General features: G+C 56.3%; 15 protein-coding genes. 13 read left to right on the top strand and 2 right to left on the bottom strand.

Annotated elements, in window-relative coordinates; genetic code table 11:
* Positions 1 to 128 precede the first annotated feature (128 nt).
* The 7 genes from BLU64_RS05150 to BLU64_RS05120 all read left to right on the top strand — a co-directional run bounded on the left by BLU64_RS05150 (position 129) and on the right by BLU64_RS05120 (position 6,772).
* Positions 129 to 1,190: a malate/lactate/ureidoglycolate dehydrogenase gene (locus BLU64_RS05150; protein WP_074728036.1), complete on the top strand. Its 1,062-nt coding sequence runs from the start codon at positions 129 to 131 to the stop codon at positions 1,188 to 1,190.
* A gap of 108 nt (positions 1,191 to 1,298) precedes the next feature.
* Positions 1,299 to 1,649: a purine nucleoside phosphoramidase gene (gene hinT, locus BLU64_RS05145; protein ID WP_026740370.1), complete on the top strand. Its 351-nt coding sequence runs from the start codon at positions 1,299 to 1,301 to the stop codon at positions 1,647 to 1,649.
* 89 nt (positions 1,650 to 1,738) lie between these two features.
* Complete coding sequence (lpoB, locus tag BLU64_RS05140; RefSeq protein ID WP_026740369.1) at positions 1,739 to 2,320, top strand: penicillin-binding protein activator LpoB; 582 nt, start codon at positions 1,739 to 1,741, stop codon at positions 2,318 to 2,320.
* A gap of 6 nt (positions 2,321 to 2,326) precedes the next feature.
* Positions 2,327 to 3,175: a phosphotransferase gene (locus BLU64_RS05135; RefSeq protein WP_074728035.1), complete on the top strand. Its 849-nt coding sequence runs from the start codon at positions 2,327 to 2,329 to the stop codon at positions 3,173 to 3,175.
* 38 nt (positions 3,176 to 3,213) lie between these two features.
* Positions 3,214 to 4,239 (top strand): beta-N-acetylhexosaminidase, encoded by a 1,026-nt coding sequence (gene nagZ / locus BLU64_RS05130; protein ID WP_026742717.1) that lies wholly within the window; start codon positions 3,214 to 3,216, stop codon positions 4,237 to 4,239.
* Between the two features lie 350 nt (positions 4,240 to 4,589).
* On the top strand, positions 4,590 to 5,897 hold the full coding sequence (locus tag BLU64_RS05125) for an NAD(P)/FAD-dependent oxidoreductase (RefSeq protein ID WP_026742716.1): 1,308 nt from the start codon (positions 4,590 to 4,592) through the stop codon (positions 5,895 to 5,897).
* A 335-nt stretch (positions 5,898 to 6,232) separates the two neighbouring features.
* Entirely contained in the window at positions 6,233 to 6,772 is a 540-nt protein-coding gene (locus BLU64_RS05120; RefSeq protein WP_026742715.1) for a glycine zipper 2TM domain-containing protein, read from the top strand.
* A gap of 122 nt (positions 6,773 to 6,894) precedes the next feature.
* On the opposite strand, the gene BLU64_RS05115 is transcribed toward BLU64_RS05120, so the two are convergent.
* Together BLU64_RS05115 and mfd are read right to left on the bottom strand one after the other, a co-directional pair.
* Positions 6,895 to 7,797 (bottom strand): glutamate/aspartate ABC transporter substrate-binding protein, encoded by a 903-nt coding sequence (locus BLU64_RS05115; RefSeq protein WP_026742714.1) that lies wholly within the window; start codon positions 7,795 to 7,797, stop codon positions 6,895 to 6,897.
* A gap of 437 nt (positions 7,798 to 8,234) precedes the next feature.
* Positions 8,235 to 11,684 carry a transcription-repair coupling factor gene (gene mfd, locus BLU64_RS05110; RefSeq protein WP_026742713.1) on the bottom strand — a complete coding sequence of 1,150 codons (3,450 nt, stop codon included), beginning with the start codon at positions 11,682 to 11,684 and terminating at the stop codon, positions 8,235 to 8,237.
* A gap of 136 nt (positions 11,685 to 11,820) precedes the next feature.
* On the opposite strand from mfd, the gene lolC reads away from it, so the two are divergent.
* The 6 genes from lolC (at position 11,821) to BLU64_RS05080 (ending at position 17,703) form a co-directional block, all read left to right on the top strand.
* Positions 11,821 to 13,023 carry a lipoprotein-releasing ABC transporter permease subunit LolC gene (lolC, locus tag BLU64_RS05105; protein WP_026742712.1) on the top strand — a complete coding sequence of 401 codons (1,203 nt, stop codon included), beginning with the start codon at positions 11,821 to 11,823 and terminating at the stop codon, positions 13,021 to 13,023.
* Entirely contained in the window at positions 13,016 to 13,723 is a 708-nt protein-coding gene (gene lolD, locus BLU64_RS05100) for a lipoprotein-releasing ABC transporter ATP-binding protein LolD (RefSeq protein WP_026742711.1), read from the top strand. The genes lolC and lolD overlap by 8 nt, the downstream gene beginning before the upstream one ends.
* The gene (gene lolE, locus BLU64_RS05095; RefSeq protein WP_026742710.1) at positions 13,720 to 14,967 is read left to right on the top strand and encodes a lipoprotein-releasing ABC transporter permease subunit LolE; all 1,248 of its coding nucleotides are present in this window, start codon (positions 13,720 to 13,722) and stop codon (positions 14,965 to 14,967) included. Before lolD ends, lolE begins: the two co-directional genes overlap by 4 nt.
* Before the next feature lie 74 nt (positions 14,968 to 15,041).
* Positions 15,042 to 15,956 carry an N-acetylglucosamine kinase gene (gene nagK / locus BLU64_RS05090; RefSeq protein ID WP_026742709.1) on the top strand — a complete coding sequence of 305 codons (915 nt, stop codon included), beginning with the start codon at positions 15,042 to 15,044 and terminating at the stop codon, positions 15,954 to 15,956.
* 9 nt (positions 15,957 to 15,965) lie between these two features.
* Positions 15,966 to 16,796: a Sir2 family NAD+-dependent deacetylase gene (cobB, locus tag BLU64_RS05085; protein ID WP_026742708.1), complete on the top strand. Its 831-nt coding sequence runs from the start codon at positions 15,966 to 15,968 to the stop codon at positions 16,794 to 16,796.
* 475 nt (positions 16,797 to 17,271) lie between these two features.
* Positions 17,272 to 17,703, top strand: coding sequence for an NlpC/P60 family protein (locus BLU64_RS05080; RefSeq protein ID WP_394296481.1), 432 nt, complete (start codon positions 17,272 to 17,274; stop codon positions 17,701 to 17,703).
* The last annotated feature ends 182 nt before the right edge of the window (positions 17,704 to 17,885 follow it).

The following is a 17,885-nucleotide window of genomic DNA, read 5'->3' as shown; positions in this document are numbered from 1 at the left end:
CGCCTTCTATGAAGGCGGATTTTTATGGCCGCGATCTCTACGTGGATGACGCGGCGTCACAAGAGCATTCCCCCTAGGTGAGGTTCGGCAGTAGGATAATCCCATCACTTACACTTGGGAAAATGACAATGCAGATATCAGCACAACGTTTAACGCAGGTGGCACAGCAGTTATTGCAGCAGCTTGGATGTGATGAAAGTGAAGCGGACTGCGTGGCGGCGCATCTGGTTGGCGCTAATTTGAAAGGGCATGATAGCCACGGCGTCGGGATGTTGCCGGAGTACGTCCGCTTCATCGGACAAGGGACTATGCATCCCAATACGCCTGCACGGCTGATCAAAGACGCAGGGGCCGTGTTGCAGTTCAGCGGCGACCGTGGGTTCGGTCAGCGTACGGGCAAAGAGGCCATGCAGGCAGCTATCGAACGCGTTAAAACAACGGGCGTCTGTCTGATGACGCTCTCGTCGACCTGCCACCTTGGGCGTATTGGCACCTATGGTGAAATGGCGGCCGATCAGGGCCTGGTCGCCATCCACTTCGTCAACGTTAACGATCTTCCGCCCATCGTGGCGCCCTTCAGCGGCAGCGAAAGCCGTTTCGGCACCAATCCTATCTGTATTGCTTTCCCCGGCAGCAGCGAAAATCCGCCGTTCATTCTCGATTTTGCAACCAGCATGGTCGCCCTGGGGAAAACGCGGGTGGCTTATTTGGCGGGAAAAACTTTTGATGAAGAGGTGATGTTCGATAATGAAGGTCGTCTGACTAACGATCCCAGCGTGATGTGGGATGAAGTACGTCCCGGCGCGCTGAGGCCGATTGCCAGACACAAGGGCGGGGGATTGATTATGGCGGCAGAACTGCTGGCGGGGATTCTGTCCGGCGGCGGTACTATCCAGCCGGAAAACGAACGCGCCGGGGCTATCGTCAATAATATGACGACCATCGTGATCGACCCTGCTCAACTGGTTGGAATGGCGTGGTTGCGCCGGGAATATGATGCCATGCTGGACTACGTGCGCTCTTCGCGCACTCCCGATCCTGACGCGCCTATCTTGATGGCGGGTGAACCGGAAATAATGGTTTGCCGCGAGCGCATGGCGGATGGCATCACTCTATCCGATCTGGAGTGGCGAAAGATCGTCGAGGCGGGGTATTCGCTGGGGATGCAGGAAAGCGCGTTTGCTCTGTAGTTTGTCAATGCGATGATAAAAAACGAAGAGGGTTGAAAATCATCAGATTTATCGCTCATACTTCACAACGATGCGCCAGAGGGCGCGGCTATACAAAGGATAGTTATCATGGCTGAGGAAACAATTTTCAGTAAAATCATCCGCCGGGAAATTCCAGCGGATGTGGTTTATCAGGACGATTTGGTCACCGCGTTTCGTGACATCGCGCCACGCACACCCACCCACATTCTCATCATACCGAATGTGTTAATCCCCACCGTGAACGACGCCACCGCCGAGCATGAAGCCGCGCTGGGACGCATGATTACGGTGGCGGGGAAAATCGCCCGGCAGGAAGGGATTGCCGAAGATGGCTATCGCTTGGTCATCAACTGTAATCGTCATGGCGGGCAAGAAGTCTACCACGTGCACATGCACCTGCTGGGCGGCTGTGCGTTGGGTCCATTACTGGCCATTTAATTTGTGACGTTGTCACTAAAAGTATTGCGATGCCGTTGTGGCTTACTAGCGTGTCGTCGTTTCTGCTTGGGTTTGTTGAGAGGAAAATCATGAAGAAATATCTCGGCGTATTACTGCTTGCGCTGATCGCCGCGGGCTGTACCAGCCGTCAGCAACAACCAGAGCAGCCGCCTGCTCCCGTTCAACCGGCGGAGCCGTCGGCGCCTTCGCAGCCATTGCCCCCCCAGTCCGAGCCTGTTCCTTCACCGCCTAAACTTCAGTCTCTGGACTGGCAGGCCAGCGTTTCACCATTGGTGGATCAGATGTTAAAGGCGGAAGGGGTCACCAAAGGCAGCTTGCTGCTGCTTGATAACGTGAAGAACAGCACCAACGGCTCACTACAGACCGGGAAAGCGACCGCGGCGCTTTACAATGCGCTGGGGTCTAACCCTGTGTTCACCCTGGTGTCGCGCCAGCAACTGGGGGTGGCGCGGCAGACGCTGGGCCTTTCCGCAGAAGATAGTCTGGGGTCGCGTAGCAAAGCGATTGGATTGGCTCGCTATGTCGGGGCGCAGTATGTGCTTTACAGCGACGCCAGCGGCGACGTGAAATCTCCTGAACTGGAGCTGCAATTGATGCTGGTTCAGACCGGCGAAATTGTCTGGTCCGGCACCGGCACGATTCATGAGTAAGGCTCTATGAGTCAATCAGCGCTCCTTGCGCTGCTTGAACGACAAAAACCGGCGTCGACCGCCGGTTTTTGTTTGTCTGAGGTGCGGGGGCTAAGTTCAGAAAGCTGGCGGGTGCATTCGCCGGAGGGAGACTGGCTGGCGCGAGGGCAATCGCGTGACGGCTCACAGCTGGGCGGTAATCGTCGGCGTGAGTTCCGCATTTTGCGCCAGCTCTCCCGGACCGGACTGGCGCCTCGTCCCGTCGCCCTGCGCAGCGAGTGGCTGCTGGTGGAGTGGCTGGAAGGGCGCGTCGCCACGGACGCGCAGTTTGCTGAACTTTTGCAAAAGGGCGCGCTGGCGGCATGTTTGGCGGCGCTGCATCATCAACCTGGATTCGGTTTTCCGTTGCCGTTGAAAGCGCTGTTGACTCGCCATTGGCAAAATATGTCGCCCGCCCGGCGGACGCCAAACCTGCTGCGTCATCTCCAACGGTTGCTAGGCCGCCCTTTGCCGCCGACGTTGATTCTGGCGCCATTGCATCTGGACGTACATCCGGGCAACCTCGTCCATCATGCGCAAACCTGGCGTCTGATTGATTGGGAATATGCGGTCGATGGCGATATCGCTCTGGAGCTAGCGGCGCTGTTCCGCGCCAATGCGCTGGCGCGTGAACGACAGCAGCGATTTCTGGATGATTACTGCCGCCATTGGTCCGGTCTGTCCTCGCAATTATTGAGCGAGCGGATAACGCAGTGGCTGCCCTGGGTCGATTTCCTGATGCTGATGTGGTACGAAGTTCGCTGGCAGCAGACGCGCCAGACGACATTTTTGCAGGCCGCAACGTCGTTGCGGTTGAAATTAGGCTTGCCCTGGTAGGCTCGGCGGGCAAATAAAAACAGATGAATGAGGTTGTTGTGGGTCCGTTAATGTTAGATGTGGCCAGCTACGAGCTGGATGCCGAAGACCGCGAAGTGCTGGCACATCCGCTGGTCGGCGGCGTAATTCTGTTTAGCCGTAATTTTCATGATGCGGAGCAGCTCGGCGAGCTGGTGCGTCAGATCCGTCAGGCGGCGCGACAGCCGCTGGTCATTGCCGTCGACCAAGAAGGGGGGCGCGTTCAGCGCTTCCGCGACGGTTTCACTCCGTTGCCGGCGGCGCAGTCTTTCGCGGCACTCAACGATTTAGCGCAGGCGCAAGCACTGGCGGAAGAGGGCGGTTGGCTGATGGCGGCGGAAATGATCGCTATGGACATCGACATCAGTTTCGCACCGGTGCTGGATGTCGGTCATCAGAGCGCCGCTATCGGCGAGCGCGCGTTTCATGACGACCCTCAAACCGTATTGGCGGTGGCGGATCGATTTATTACCGGCATGCACTCGGCGGGGATGAAAGCGACGGGCAAACATTTTCCAGGTCATGGCGCGGTGAGCGCGGACTCACACAAAGAGACTCCGCGAGATCCTCGTCCGCTAGCTCAGATTCGGGAACGGGACATGTCGGTGTTCCGTGAATTGATTAATCGCGGGCAGCTGGACGCGATTATGCCAGCGCATGTGATTTATACCGAAGGCGACCCGCTGCCTGCCAGCGGTTCGCCATACTGGCTGAAACGCGTTTTGCGGCAGGAGTTGAAATTTGACGGCATCATCTTTTCCGATGATTTGTCGATGGAAGGCGCTGCGATCATGGGCAGCTATCCCGAACGCGCGGAGGCTTCTTTGTCAGCCGGTTGCGACATGATATTGGTATGCAATCATCGTGAAGGGGCCGTCAGCGTGTTAGATCAGTTACCTCATCGTGAAGTGCCAGGCCTTGAACGGTTGAAACACCGTGGTCATTTCACGCGCCGTGAACTGCTGGATTCCCCGCGTTGGAAACGAGTGAGTCAGCAATTGACCACTCTCAACCAACGCTGGCAGTCTTTTAAGACCGCGAAATAGCGGGCTGTTTATCTGTTTGAAGGACACCGCGAGGCGTCCCATTTCCTTGGGACGCCTTGATGATATTACCCACGCCCACTTGATTTGCTGCGTGTCAATATGGTGTCATCTTGCGAGTGTTTTAGGAATCGTTTCAGTTTTATAACTGTTTGTTTATGAACAGCTATTCTTGTCCCTCTGGTCAATAAATATCTAAAAGAATTGATATATATCAATTTTGGTATGACCATATGACCCGCCATGATATCCTGCCCGTAGATACCAACTAACTTTATAGAACCACATGTTATATAAGGATATTCTGACTTTCCTTTGTTAACCGTGGGCTTAGCTATTTTCAGGGGGTCATTTTGACATCTTTGCCAATCAAAAAAATTGTGATTGTCGGCGGTGGCGCTGGCGGATTAGAACTTGCAACAAGCCTTGGGCACAAACTAGGCCGCAAAAACAAAGCCGAAATAACGCTGGTCGACCGCAATTCAAGCCATTTGTGGAAACCGCTGTTGCACGAAGTGGCAACCGGCTCTCTGGATGATGATATGGACTCGCTGAGTTATCTGGCTCATGCCAGCAATCATCACTACCAGTTCCAAATGGGGACGTTGACGGGCATTAATCGCGAGCAAAAAGAGATTGAGCTGGCAGAGATTCGTAACGAAGCCGGCGAGCAGTTGGTTGCCGCACGTACGCTGCCGTACGATATTCTGGTCGTTGCACTGGGCAGTACTTCCAATGACTTCGGTACTCCCGGCGTTAAAGAGCATTGCATCTTTCTGGACAACCCCAAGCAGGCGCGTCGTTTCCACAACGAAATGTTGGATCTGTTTCTCAAATTCAACGCTGATCCCAACCGCAAAGAGCGCGTCAATATCGCTATCGTGGGCGGCGGTGCGACGGGCGTCGAGTTGTCCGCTGAGTTGTATAACGCAGTCAAACAGTTAAACAGCTATGGTTTTAACGCGCTGGATAATAAGACGCTGAACGTCACGCTGGTCGAAGCAGGCGAACGTATTCTGCCAGCGCTGCCGCCGCGTATTTCCTCGGCGGTGCATCAGGAACTGACAAATATTGGTGTCCGTGTGTTGACGAAAACCATGGTGACCAGCGCGGAGACCCAAGGTCTGCATACCAAAGACGGCGAATTTATTGATGCCGATCTGATGGTGTGGGCCGCGGGCATTAAAGCGCCTGACGCGATGAAGGAGATTGCCGGCCTAGAAACTAACCGCATCAACCAGCTGGTGGTGAAACCCACGCTGCAAACCACCCGCGATACAAGTATTTTCGCGCTGGGCGACTGCGCTTCCTGCCCGCAGGAAGGCGGCGGTTTCGTGCCTCCTCGCGCTCAGGCCGCGCATCAGATGGCGTCGCTATGCTTCGATAACATCATGGCGCTGATAAATGGCAAATCGCTGAAATCTTACGTTTACAAAGACCACGGTTCGCTGGTGTCGCTTTCCAATTACAGCACCGTTGGGAATCTGATGGGCAATCTGATGCGTGGCTCCGTGATGGTCGAAGGGCGGATTGCGCGTTTAGTATACATCTCGCTCTATCGTATGCACCAGATTGCGCTGCATGGCTACGTGAGAACCGGTTTGATGATGTTGGTTGGACGCATCAACCGGGTCATCCGTCCCAAGCTGAAACTGCACTGATAGTCTGAACCTGGCCGCCTGTCCCCGTGATCGGCGGCATTAATTAATTGTTTTGTAAATAGTTCTGCTTACTCTTTCTTGCTGAAATTAATAAGAAAAATCCCAAATCGTAATGTTTGCGGATGTCGATCGACGTTTGGTTCATTAATCCTATTGTCCCCCAAAATCACTTTGTGCAGACTTCCCCCTGTTTACGAACGGCGTTGCGCGCACGTCGCATCACCCGAAAGTTGGCGCTTTCGGCAAAATCATCACCGCTCTTCACAGATCTGTTGCAACGGGTTGGCGTTGGGGCGAGATGGAGAATGCGTGAATATTTATTCAGGAGGTTTCCTGTGAACAAGTCAATGTTAGCAGGCGTGGGGATCGGCGTTGCCGCCGCACTGGGTGTGGCCGCTGTCGCCAGTATGGATGTCTTCTCGCCGAAGCCGCAATATGCCCAGGTGTTAGCTGCTACACCGATTAAAGAAACCGTCAAGTTGCCGCGGCAGGAGTGCCGTAATGTCACGGTGGCCCACAGACAACCTGTGCAAGATGAAAACCGTATTACCGGGTCGGTGCTCGGAGCCGTTGCCGGGGGCGTTTTAGGCCACCAGTTCGGCGGCGGGCGTGGTCGTGACGTCGCGACGGTTGCCGGTGCTTTAGCGGGCGGGTACGCGGGTAATCAGGTGCAGGGCAAAATGCAGGAACGTGATACATATTCTTCCACTCAGCAGCGTTGTCATACGGTGTATGACAAGTCGCAAAAAGTGCTGGGTTATGACGTCACCTACAAGATAGGCGAACAGGAAGGTAAAGTGCGTATGGAACGCGATCCCGGTACGAAAATTCCTTTAGACCGCAATGGTCAACTGGTACTGAGCGAAAAGATTTGAGCCGCGCCTCCAGGCACATTCGCTTGCCGCTCAGGTTCATCCCAAGATGTGTTTGGGCTGAACCTGAGCGCTTACCCGGTTAAATTTCCTCCGCGACGACCGGGAGGAGAGAAAGGTATGCATTACAGAACATGGTCGTTTGGCGCGTTGAACAGGGCTTTCATCTCCGCGGACATCTCAAAGTTCATGTTGATGTTTTTCGGGGGAATAGGCTGCGTAAACCAGCGCTGATACCACTTCTCCGCGTCGCCCTGGGTCTGCGCCTGTGCAATTGTCGAGTCCATCAACTGCTTGAATGCCGGATCGCTCTTACGCAGCATACAGCCATAGGCTTCATGGGATTGCGGCGTGCCGACGATGACCCATTGGTCAGGTCGCTTAGCTTTGGCGCGCTCTCCGGCCAGCAGCGGATCGTCCATATAGAACGCTACCGCACGCCCGCTCTCCAGCGTTCTGAATGCATCGCTGTGGTCTTTGGCTGAAATAATGCGCATCTTCATGGCGTTCTTGTCATTCAGCTGGTTGAGCAGGATTTCGTTAGTCGTCCCCGCGGTCGTCACGACCGGTTTACCGGCGAGATCGTTGAAGTCACCGATCCCACTCTCTTTCCTGACCAGAAGTTTCCCACCCACGATAAAAATAGAGTTGGAAAATGCCACCTGTTGTTGACGCTCCGCGTTGTTGGTGGTGGATCCACACTCAAAATCTATCGATCCGTTTTGTAGCAGGGGAATGCGCGTAGATGAGGTGATGGGCACCATTTTCACCGTGAGGTCAGGCAGACCCAGCTGTTTTTTGACGGCATCGATAATCGCATTCGAATACTCCTGCGAATAGCCGACGACTTTCTGATCGTTATCCAGATAGGAAAAGGGGACGGAGGATTCGCGGTGCCCGACAACAATCAACCCGCGTGCTTTGATTTTCTGCAAGGTATCGGTGGACGAGGGGCGGGTTTCCGCGGCATAGGCTGCGTGGCAAGCGGTCCCGGCCAGAATAGCCGAGACCCATATCGTTCTTATCATTTTGGACTCCGTGGTTAATGGGGTGACCGCTTAAGCGTAGAACGTTTACCTGAATCTTTCGCTGTTACGGGCCTGCCGGCCTATGTGCCGAGCACGGTTGTCCGGCGGGGTGCATCATGACGCAAAATTGATGCCATGATGTTTGCAGCCAAATCTGACGGAAGGCGATCCCTCGCAGGGCAAGGCGCCAGAGAGTGAGAAGAAGTCAATGGTATGCGCATCGTCCGTCGGATAGCGTTTTGCTGCACCTTCATAGTGCGTACCGACGAGAGCGTTCGTCTAGAAGATGGCGGGCATTTGCGGGAGAGCCTGACATGGCGAGCGGAGTGTTGTCGCGCGGAAACAAGCGGTGAAATGAAAAGACCCCGGTTTGAACCGGGGTCCTGTCAGTCAGACGGGAGACAGACGCACTCGCCCGTCACACGCGGTTTCGCGCCTCAGACCGGGCACGTGTGCTGCGCCATCGCGGTTAACAGTTCGCGGATGAAGGTTAATCGCGCGGGGCGATCGCTCAGGTCGGTAATGAATTTGAGACGGGTCGGACCATCCAAGCGATACACGCTGGGTTCTCGCTGCAGCAGACCAATCAAATGGCTCGGCTCGACGCGGTTATTCTGGCTAAACTCGATGAAGCCGCCCTTGTCGTGACCTTCTATCCGCTTGATGCCCAATGCCTGCGCCTGCTGGCGTAGCGCCGCAATCTGCAACAAGTTGCGCGCGGCGTCCGGGAGCGGACCGAATCGGTCGATCAGCTCGGCCCTGAGATCCGTCAACTCGCCATCTCCGTGGGCGCTGGCGATACGTTTGTAAAACGACAGTCGGGTATTTACATCAGGAATAAAGTCTTCCGGCAGCAGGGACGGCAGCCGCAGCTCGACGTCGGTCTGGTTGCTGATCAGATCCTCCAGCGAGGGTTCCCGACCTTCCTTGAGCGATTCGACCGCGCTCTCCAGCAACTCCATATACAGCGAGAAGCCGACGCTTTCCATTTGTCCGCTTTGCCCTTCGCCCAGAAGCTCGCCTGCGCCGCGGATCTCCAGATCGTGAGTTGCCAGCGCAAAGCCGGCGCCGAGATCTTCCAGCGAGGCGATAGCCTCCAGACGTTTGTGCGCGTCCGAACTCATGGCCTTCGGATTCGGGGTTAACAGATAGGCGTAGGCCTGATGGTGAGAGCGTCCTACGCGTCCGCGCAGCTGGTGAAGCTGCGCCAGACCAAAATGATCGGCGCGTTCAATGATGATGGTATTGGCGCTTGGAATATCGATGCCGGTTTCAATAATCGTCGTACATACCAGCACGTTGAAACGTTGGTGATGGAAGTCATTCATGACCCGTTCGAGATCGCGTTCGCGCATCTGCCCGTGGCCGATGGTGATCCGCGCTTCCGGCACCAGCTCGCTGAGTCGCTGCGCGGCCTTTTCGATATTTTCGACATCGTTATACAGGTAGTACACCTGACCGCCGCGCAACGTTTCGCGCAGAATCGCTTCTCGCACCACCAGGCTGTCATATTCACGCACAAAGGTTTTGACCGCCAGACGGCGTGCCGGCGGAGTGGCGATGATCGACAAATCGCGCATACCGCTCATCGCCATATTCAGCGTTCGCGGGATAGGCGTCGCGGTCAGCGTCAGGATATCGACGTTGGCGCGCATGGCTTTGATGCGTTCTTTGTGACGTACGCCAAACCGGTGCTCTTCATCCACAATCAGCAGTCCCAGATCGTGCCAGTGCACATCGCTCTGCAATAGCTTATGGGTACCGATGAGAATATCGACTTTACCCTCTCGCGTTTGTTCCAGCACCTGTGATTGTTCGCTCTGACTGCGGAAGCGGGAAATCATCTCGATGCGAACGGGCCAGTTGGCGAAGCGGTCACGGAAATTATCAAAGTGCTGCTGCGCCAGCAGGGTCGTGGGGACCAAAACGGCGACCTGTTTGTGGTTCTCGACCGCCAGGTAGGCGGCGCGCATGGCGACTTCGGTTTTGCCGAAGCCCACATCGCCGCATACCAGGCGATCCATCGCCAGCGGTTGGCACATGTCGCTCAACACGGCGTTGATGGCCTGAGCCTGATCCGGCGTGGTTTCGAACGGGAAGCCTTCGCAGAACAGCTGGTATTGGGCTTTGTCGTGCTTGAAGGCGAACCCGCGCTTGGCCTCTCGCTGCGCATACACATCCAGTAGCTCGGCGGCGACATCGCGAACTTTCTCGGCGGCTTTTTGACGAGCGCGTACCCAGGCGTCGCCGCCCAGCTTGTGCAACGGCGCGTTTTCGTCGCTGCCGCCCGCATAACGGCTGATCAGATGCAGGGAGGAGACCGGCACGTAGAGTTTGTCATTGCCAGCGTAATGCAGAATCAGGTACTCCGCCGTGATACCGCCAGCTTCAAGGGTGGTCAGTCCGGCATAGCGCCCCACGCCGTGTTCCAGATGCACGACCGGTTGCCCGGTGCGTAGCTCCGCCAGGTTGCGGATGAGCGTTTCCGTGTTGATGGCGCGTCGGTTGTCCTGACGGGGTCGGCTGACGCGCTCACCCAGCAGATCGCTTTCGCATATCAACGCCCAGTGTTGCAGGGTGTCCACGAATCCATGCTCGCTCGCCCCGACCTGCAGATAACAGCCGGGTTCCTGCGCTTGCTCCAGACGGGCAATCGGCTGTGGCGCCAGTTTGATTCGCGACAACAGTTCCTGCAGCGTTTCCCGTCGGCCCTCGCTTTCTACCGAGAACACGATACGGCCGCTGAACGGCTCCACGAAGCGGCGCAGCGCATCGAGCGGAGATTTCTGCTGATGCTCGACGGCCAGTGGCGGCAGCTTTTGATAGCCCAAATTGACGTTGGCGGCTTTCGACGGCAAAGACTCCGTGCGCAGCTGCACGCGCGGCCACTGCTTGATTTCGCTGAGCAGCGAGTCCACCGGTAGCCATAAGACGGGAGGCGCCAGCAGTGGACGCATCGGATCGACGCTGCGGCTGTCATAGCGCTGCTGAATGTCCTGCCAGAAACGTTCGGCGCTGTGCTGTAAATCGCCGCTGTTGACCAGCAGCGTGCCTTCCGGGAAGTAGCTGAACAGCGAGGGCAGGGGCTGGCTGAAAAACAGCGGCTGCCAGTACTCAATCCCGGCGGGCCAGGTGTTCTTGCTGACCTGCTGGTAGACATGCTCCGGATCGCGGCGCACGTCGAACTGCTCGCGCCATTGGCTGCGAAACAGCTCAATGGCGTCTTTGTCCGTCGGGAACTCGTGAGCGGGCAGCAGGCTGATGTGATCGACCTCGTTCAGCGTTCGCTGGGTATCCACATCGAACAGCCGCAGACTGTCGATATCATCGTCGAAGAAGTCGATGCGGAACGGTTCTTCGCTGCCCATCGGAAACAGATCGAGCAAAGCGCCACGTGTGGCGAATTCCCCATGTTCCATCACCTGATCCACGCTGCGATAGCCCGCCTGTTCCAACTGGTTGCGCAGTTTGTTGCGGGATAAGCGCTGCCCTTTCTTCAGCATCAACGCATGCCCATGCAGGAAGGTATGCGGGCAGACTTTTTGCATCAACGTGTTAACCGGCAGGATCAGAACGCCGCGCTCCATCAACGGCAGTTGATACAACGTCGCGAGTCGGGCAGAGATAATTTCCTGATGAGGCGAGAAACTGTCGTAGGGCAGGGTTTCCCAGTCCGGCAAGGTGGTGACCGGCTGATCCGTAAACTGTTGGATTTCGTCACGAAGCCGCAGCGCGTTTTGCATATCCGGGGCGATCAGCACCACCAGTCCTGCATGACGTTCAATGATTTCTGCGCATTCCACGGCGCATGCAGCACCGGTCAATTCGCCCAGCAGGCGCTGCTCTCCCGCTTTGCGCGGCAGGGTATAACGGTATTGTTCAGGCATAGTCTGATTATCAGGTCTTAATCTCGGCCCCTCTAAGAAAAAGCCGGAGAGAGAGATAGTTAGGGTTCCATAAAGCGGTACTACCCTTTATTATCCTTGATCACTTTGCTTTAGCAACCTCATCCAGACGGATTTCATGTATCAACCTGTCGCGTTATTTATCGGCCTTCGCTACATGCGTGGGCGTGCCTCGGACCGCTTTGGGCGGTTTGTCTCCTGGCTGTCGGCTATCGGCATCACCCTCGGTGTGATGGCGCTGGTCACCGTCCTTTCAGTTATGAACGGATTCGAGCGAGAACTGGAAAAAAGCATTCTGGGACTGATGCCTCAGGCGTTGATCACCACGCCCCAGGGATCGCTGAATCCTGACCATGTCCCCGCCACCGGTCTGCAACATCTTAAAGGGGTGACGCGCGTCGCGCCCCTGACGACCGGCGACGTGGTGTTGCAAAGCGCTCGCGGCGTCGCGGTGGGCGTCATGCTCGGCATTAACCCGGATGAAGACGAGCCGTTGTCGCGCTATCTGGTCAACACCCGCCAGCAGCAGCTGCAGCCGGGAGCCTATCAGGCCATTCTGGGCGAGCAGTTGGCGAGCCAGCTGGGCGTCAAGCGCGGCGATCAGTTGCGCCTGATGGTGACCAGCGCCAGCCAGCTGACGCCGATGGGCCGAATCCCCAGTCAACGTCTGTTCACCGTAGCGGGCACGTTTGCCGCCCAGAGCGAGGTGGACGGCTATCAGCTGTTGGTCAACCAGCAGGACGCCTCTCGACTGTTGCGCTACCCGCCTGGCAACATCACCGGCTGGCGGCTCTGGTTGCAGGAACCGTTGGCGGTAGACGCGCTCAGTCAGCAGTCGTTACCCGCCGGGACCGTATGGAAAGACTGGCGCGAGCGTAAGGGCGAGCTGTTTCAGGCGGTACGAATGGAGAAAAATATGATGGGGCTGTTGTTGAGCCTCATCGTGGCCGTAGCGGCCTTTAACATCATCACATCTTTAGGACTGCTGGTGATGGAGAAACAGGGAGAAGTGGCGATTTTACAAACGCAGGGATTGACGCAGCGTCAGATCATGGCGCTGTTTATGGTTCAGGGCGGCGGCGCAGGCGTATTCGGTTCGCTGGTCGGCGCGTTGCTCGGCGTGCTGTTGGCCAGCCAGCTTAATACGCTGCTGCCGATGCTGGGGCTGCTCATCGACGGCGGATCTCTGCCGGTGGTGATTGAGCCGCTCCAGGTGACCGTTATCGCCCTTGTGGCGATGCTGCTGGCGCTGCTCTCCACGCTATACCCTTCCTGGCGCGCCGCCGCCGTCCATCCTGCTGAGGCTTTACGTTATGAATAAGACTTTACTGTTACAGTGCCGCCATTTGTGCAAGCGCTACCAGGACGGGAAGGTAGCGACCGATGTGCTGAAGGACGTCTCATTTGAAATGGCGCCGGGCGAAATGATGGCGATAGTCGGGAGTTCGGGTTCCGGCAAAAGTACGTTGTTGCATTTGCTGGGCGGCCTGGATACGCCGACATCCGGCGAGGTGATTTTCAAAGACAAACCCCTGAATACGCTTTCGCCCGCGGCCAAAGCGGCGCTGCGTAACCGCGAGCTGGGGTTCATCTACCAATTCCATCATCTGCTTCCGGATTTCACCGCGTTGGAAAACGTGGCTATGCCGCTGTTGATCGGCAAAACGCCGCCAAAAGCAGCTAAAGAGCAGGCGCGTGAGATGCTGGCGGCCGTCGGGCTGGAAAAGCGCAGTCACCATCGTTCGGCGGAGCTTTCCGGCGGTGAGCGTCAGCGCGTCGCGATCGCCCGTGCGCTGGTCAACAACCCGTCATTGGTGTTGGCCGATGAACCGACCGGTAACCTCGATCAGCGCACGGCAGATACCATCTTTGAACTGTTGGGCGAACTCAATGTGCGTCAGGGCACGGCATTTCTGGTGGTAACGCATGATTTACAGCTGGCGCATCGGCTCAGCCGACAGTTGGAAATGCGCGACGGTCAATTGCAGCAGGAACTGACTCTGGTGGGGGCGCCGCAATGAGTTTTCCTCCACTTTCACTCCGGGTGGGACTGCGGTTCAGCCGGGGACGGAGACGCAGTGGTATGGTGTCGCTGATCTCGGCGATTTCCACAATCGGTATTGCGCTGGGCGTGGCGGTGCTGATCGTCGGGCTGAGTGCGATGAACGGCTTCGAGCGTGAACTGAAAAATCGTATTTTGGCCGTGGTGCCGCACGGAGAGATCGAAGCGGTCAATCCCCCCTTCAAGGGCTGGCAGGGACTGATTCCGAAGGTCGAAGCGGTGCCGGGCATTGCGGCGGTGGCGCCCTATATCAACTTTACCGGATTGCTGGAACACGGCGCCAATCTAAGGGCGATTCAGTTCAAGGGGGTCGACCCGCAGCAGGAGCTTCGTTTAAGCGCGCTGCCGCACTTCGTTCTTAACGACGCCTGGAGCCGCTTTCAGGCCGGCGAACAGCAGGTCGTATTGGGAAAAGGCGTGGCCGACGCTTTAGGCGTGAAGGAAGGCGAGTGGGTGACGGTGATGATCCCCAACAGCGATCCACAGATGAAGCTGCTACAACCGAAGCGCATCCGTTTGCACGTCACCGGGATTCTCCAACTGAGCGGACAGCTCGATCACAGTCTGGCGTTAGTCCCGCTGAAAGACGCTCAGGGCTATCTGGATATGGGCGATGCGGTGACCGGTCTGGCGCTGAAGATGGATGACGTGTTCGCCGCCAATCAGCTGGTGCACGATGCGGGTAAGGTCACGGAAGAGTACGTATACATCCGCAGTTGGATTGGCACTTATGGTTATATGTACCGCGATATTCAGATGATCCGCACAATCATGTATCTGGCGATGGTGCTGGTGATCGGCGTCGCCAGTTTCAATATTGTGTCCACGCTGGTGATGGCGGTGAAAGACAAGAGCAGCGATATCGCCGTGTTAAGAACGCTGGGTGCCGGAGACGGACTTATTCGCGCCATTTTCGTCTGGTATGGTCTGCTGGCGGGACTGCTGGGCAGCGTGCTGGGGGCCATCGTCGGAATTATCGCGACGCTGCAGCTCACGCCGCTGATCCAAGGTATTGAGACGATAACCGGTCATCGCTTTCTGTCCGGCGATATCTACTTTATCGATTTCTTGCCGTCGGAACTGCATGCCGCCGACGTCATCCTGGTGTTGGTCACGGCGTTGGCTCTTAGCCTGATCGCCAGCTGGTATCCCGCTCGCCGGGCCAGCCGCATCGATCCCGCCAGAGTATTAAGCGGTCAGTAAGCGGGCGCATAACGTTCACGGCTCAGACGCGATAGCGTCGAATCCTGAGCCAGCCGTAGTGACGGGAGTAGGGTATGTATTACGGGTTCGACATCGGCGGCACCAAAATAGAAATCGGTGTGTTCGACGCCGACTGGCGACCGGTATGGCAAAAACGCGTGGCGACGCCGCGTGATGACTATGGTCAACTACTGACGACGCTGAAGCTGCTGACCGAAGAAGCCGACGCGGTGGCCGGAACCTCGGGATCCATTGGTATCGGCGTGCCTGGGCTGTATGAGCAGGACGCCGGGACGTTGTTCACCGCTAATCTGCCCTCCGCGATGGGACGACCGTTGCGGCAGGATCTTACCCGTCTGTTGCAACGAGATATCCGCATCAGCAACGACGCCAACTGTTTTGCCCTCTCGGAAGCGCACCACGCTGATTTCCGCCGTTATCCGGTCATTATCGGCCTCATTTTAGGGACCGGGGTCGGCGGGGGGCTGATCGTCAACGGCCATCCGGTCAATGGCGCGAACGGCATCACCGGGGAGTTTGGCCATACCCGTTTGCCGGTGGACGCGTTGGATATTTTGGGATGGGAGTTGTGCCGCGCGCCCTGCGGATGCGGCCGGAAGGGATGTGTAGAAAACTACATTTCAGGCCGGGGCTTCGAGAGGCTCTATCAGCATGACTATTCACTGGCCCTGCCTGCCACCAAGATTATCCAGCGCTATTACGCCGGCGACCCGCAGGCCCAGATTCATGTCGAGCGTTACGTGACGCTTCTCGCCGCTTGTCTGGGTAGCCTGCTGACGTCGCTCGATCCGAATCTTCTGGTACTGGGCGGTGGCCTGTCTAATTTTGATGCTATTTATTCACTCTTGCCGCGTTATTTACCTAACTTCCTGCTGCCCACGGCACGTTTGCCTTCGATCGAAAAGGCGCGCTATGGGGATGCAGGCGGTGTCAGGGGAGCGGCTTTGCTACATTTACTGGAGCTTTAAGGAGCCAACATGCTTTCGCATCGGCGTTTAGGCCGTTTTCGTCAGGGTAAGCGTATGCGTCATCAGCGTTTGCGCGCGCGTATTTTTCACATCGATTATCTGGCGGTGAAACACGTGAAAAAGCCTCGTGTCGTGGTGCTCACCGGAGCGGGTATTTCCGCTGAATCCGGCATTCGTACTTTTCGCGCCGCAGATGGGCTGTGGGAAGAGCATCGGGTAGAAGATGTGGCGACGCCGGAAGGATTCTCGCGGGACCCTGTGCTGGTTCAGCGTTTTTACAATGACCGACGCCGCCAGTTGTCGCAGCCGGAAATTGCACCGAATGAAGCTCACCGGGCGCTGGCGCAGTGGGAAGACATTCTGGGCGACGACTTTCTACTGGTTACGCAGAACATCGATGATTTGCATGAACGGGCCGGCAGCCGGCGCGTTGTGCATATGCATGGCGAATTGAATAAGGTGCGTTGCGAGCGGAGCGGGGTGGTGTTCGAACGAGACGGCGACGTCGGCGAAGACGAACGGTGCACGTGCTGTGAGATACCGGCACGGCTGCGTCCTCATATTGTCTGGTTTGGTGAAATGCCGCTGGAGATGGAGCGCATTGATCAGGCGCTAACCGAAGCGGATTTCTTCATTGCCATCGGCACGTCGGGTAACGTCTATCCGGCTGCCGGATTTGTCTACGAAGCGCATCAGCATGGCGCCCATACGGTTGAGCTAAATCTGCAGCCGAGCCAGGTAGAAAGTCATTTCGATGAAAAAATTTATGGCCCCGCCAGCCAAGTGGTGCCGGATTTCGTTAAGCGTTGGCTGTTAGCGCATATCAGCATTCCGTTTTGAGCTGTTCGCCGCACGAAGGGGTGAAGGTTAACGCCTGACGTGCCTTGTGCGTGCACGAAGGCGCGGTGACTGAATCAGTGAAGTTCATGTGAAGGTTCATGCAGCGCATGAGCCTTTTTTTTCTTTAATTCCAGTAAGTTGGTGGGATTATCTAGTGTAATTGCAGCGAATGATGGTCGATGTGAGGACTGTATTTCAGGTCATCCCGTGCAGTGCGGGTTCAACGGACCGCGTTTTATTATTGTGACAAGCCGGGCAGAGATGCTGTTTTGTTTAGTTATTGTTGCATCATAGATGTCATCATAGTGCAAATGCGAAATCGATAGGGTATTTCAGCTATTGCCTAAATGAAAAACATTATAATGTGCTGAGCAAGGTTATCGAAAATCGGTATGGCCGGTCAATTATCTTCCCGAACGTGAGTGAGCGTATGTACGTGTTGCGTTGGAAATTTATAGTGTTGGCAGCAGTCGTCATGATCCTCGCGGGATGCAGCCATCATGCGCCGCAGACTAATAGCCGCTTGAGCGACTCTCGGGAAGTCAAGGCACGGTTACACCAGCAGTTGGCCGAATGGCGGGGAACACCCTACCGCTATGGAGGCCTTGACCGTCACGGCGTGGATTGTTCAGGCTTCGTTTTTGTGACATTTCGCGACAAGTTTGGCTTGCAGTTACCGCGATCGACGGAAGATCAGGTGGAAGTCGGTTCGCGTATCGACAAAGAGGATCTGTTACCGGGCGATCTGATCTTTTTTAAAACTGGAAGTGGTAACAGTGGTATGCATGTGGGTATTTACGATGCCAATGAACAGTTTATCCATGCCTCTACCAGCAAAGGGGTCATTCGTTCATCGCTCAACAACGTTTACTGGAAACGTGCCTATTGGCAGGCGCGGAGAATCTGAGCGCAGTCGGGCAATATCAGCCTCTGTTTAAGCCGACGGATCGGGTTGAAGAAGGTGGACGCCATTCAACGGATTGAATCTAGGCTGAAATGAGAATTAAGCATGTTGCAGCGGCGGTTGAATATTTGTGATTCGCCGTAAGCGTTAGCTGAATAACGTTTGGGAATTGAAATGTTTGTTAA

The organism is Lonsdalea quercina, from assembly GCF_900107885.1.
GTDB lineage: Bacteria > Pseudomonadota > Gammaproteobacteria > Enterobacterales > Enterobacteriaceae > Lonsdalea > Lonsdalea quercina.
Note: the sequence above shows the minus strand (reverse complement) of the source record. Positions and strands in the feature narration are given on the sequence as shown.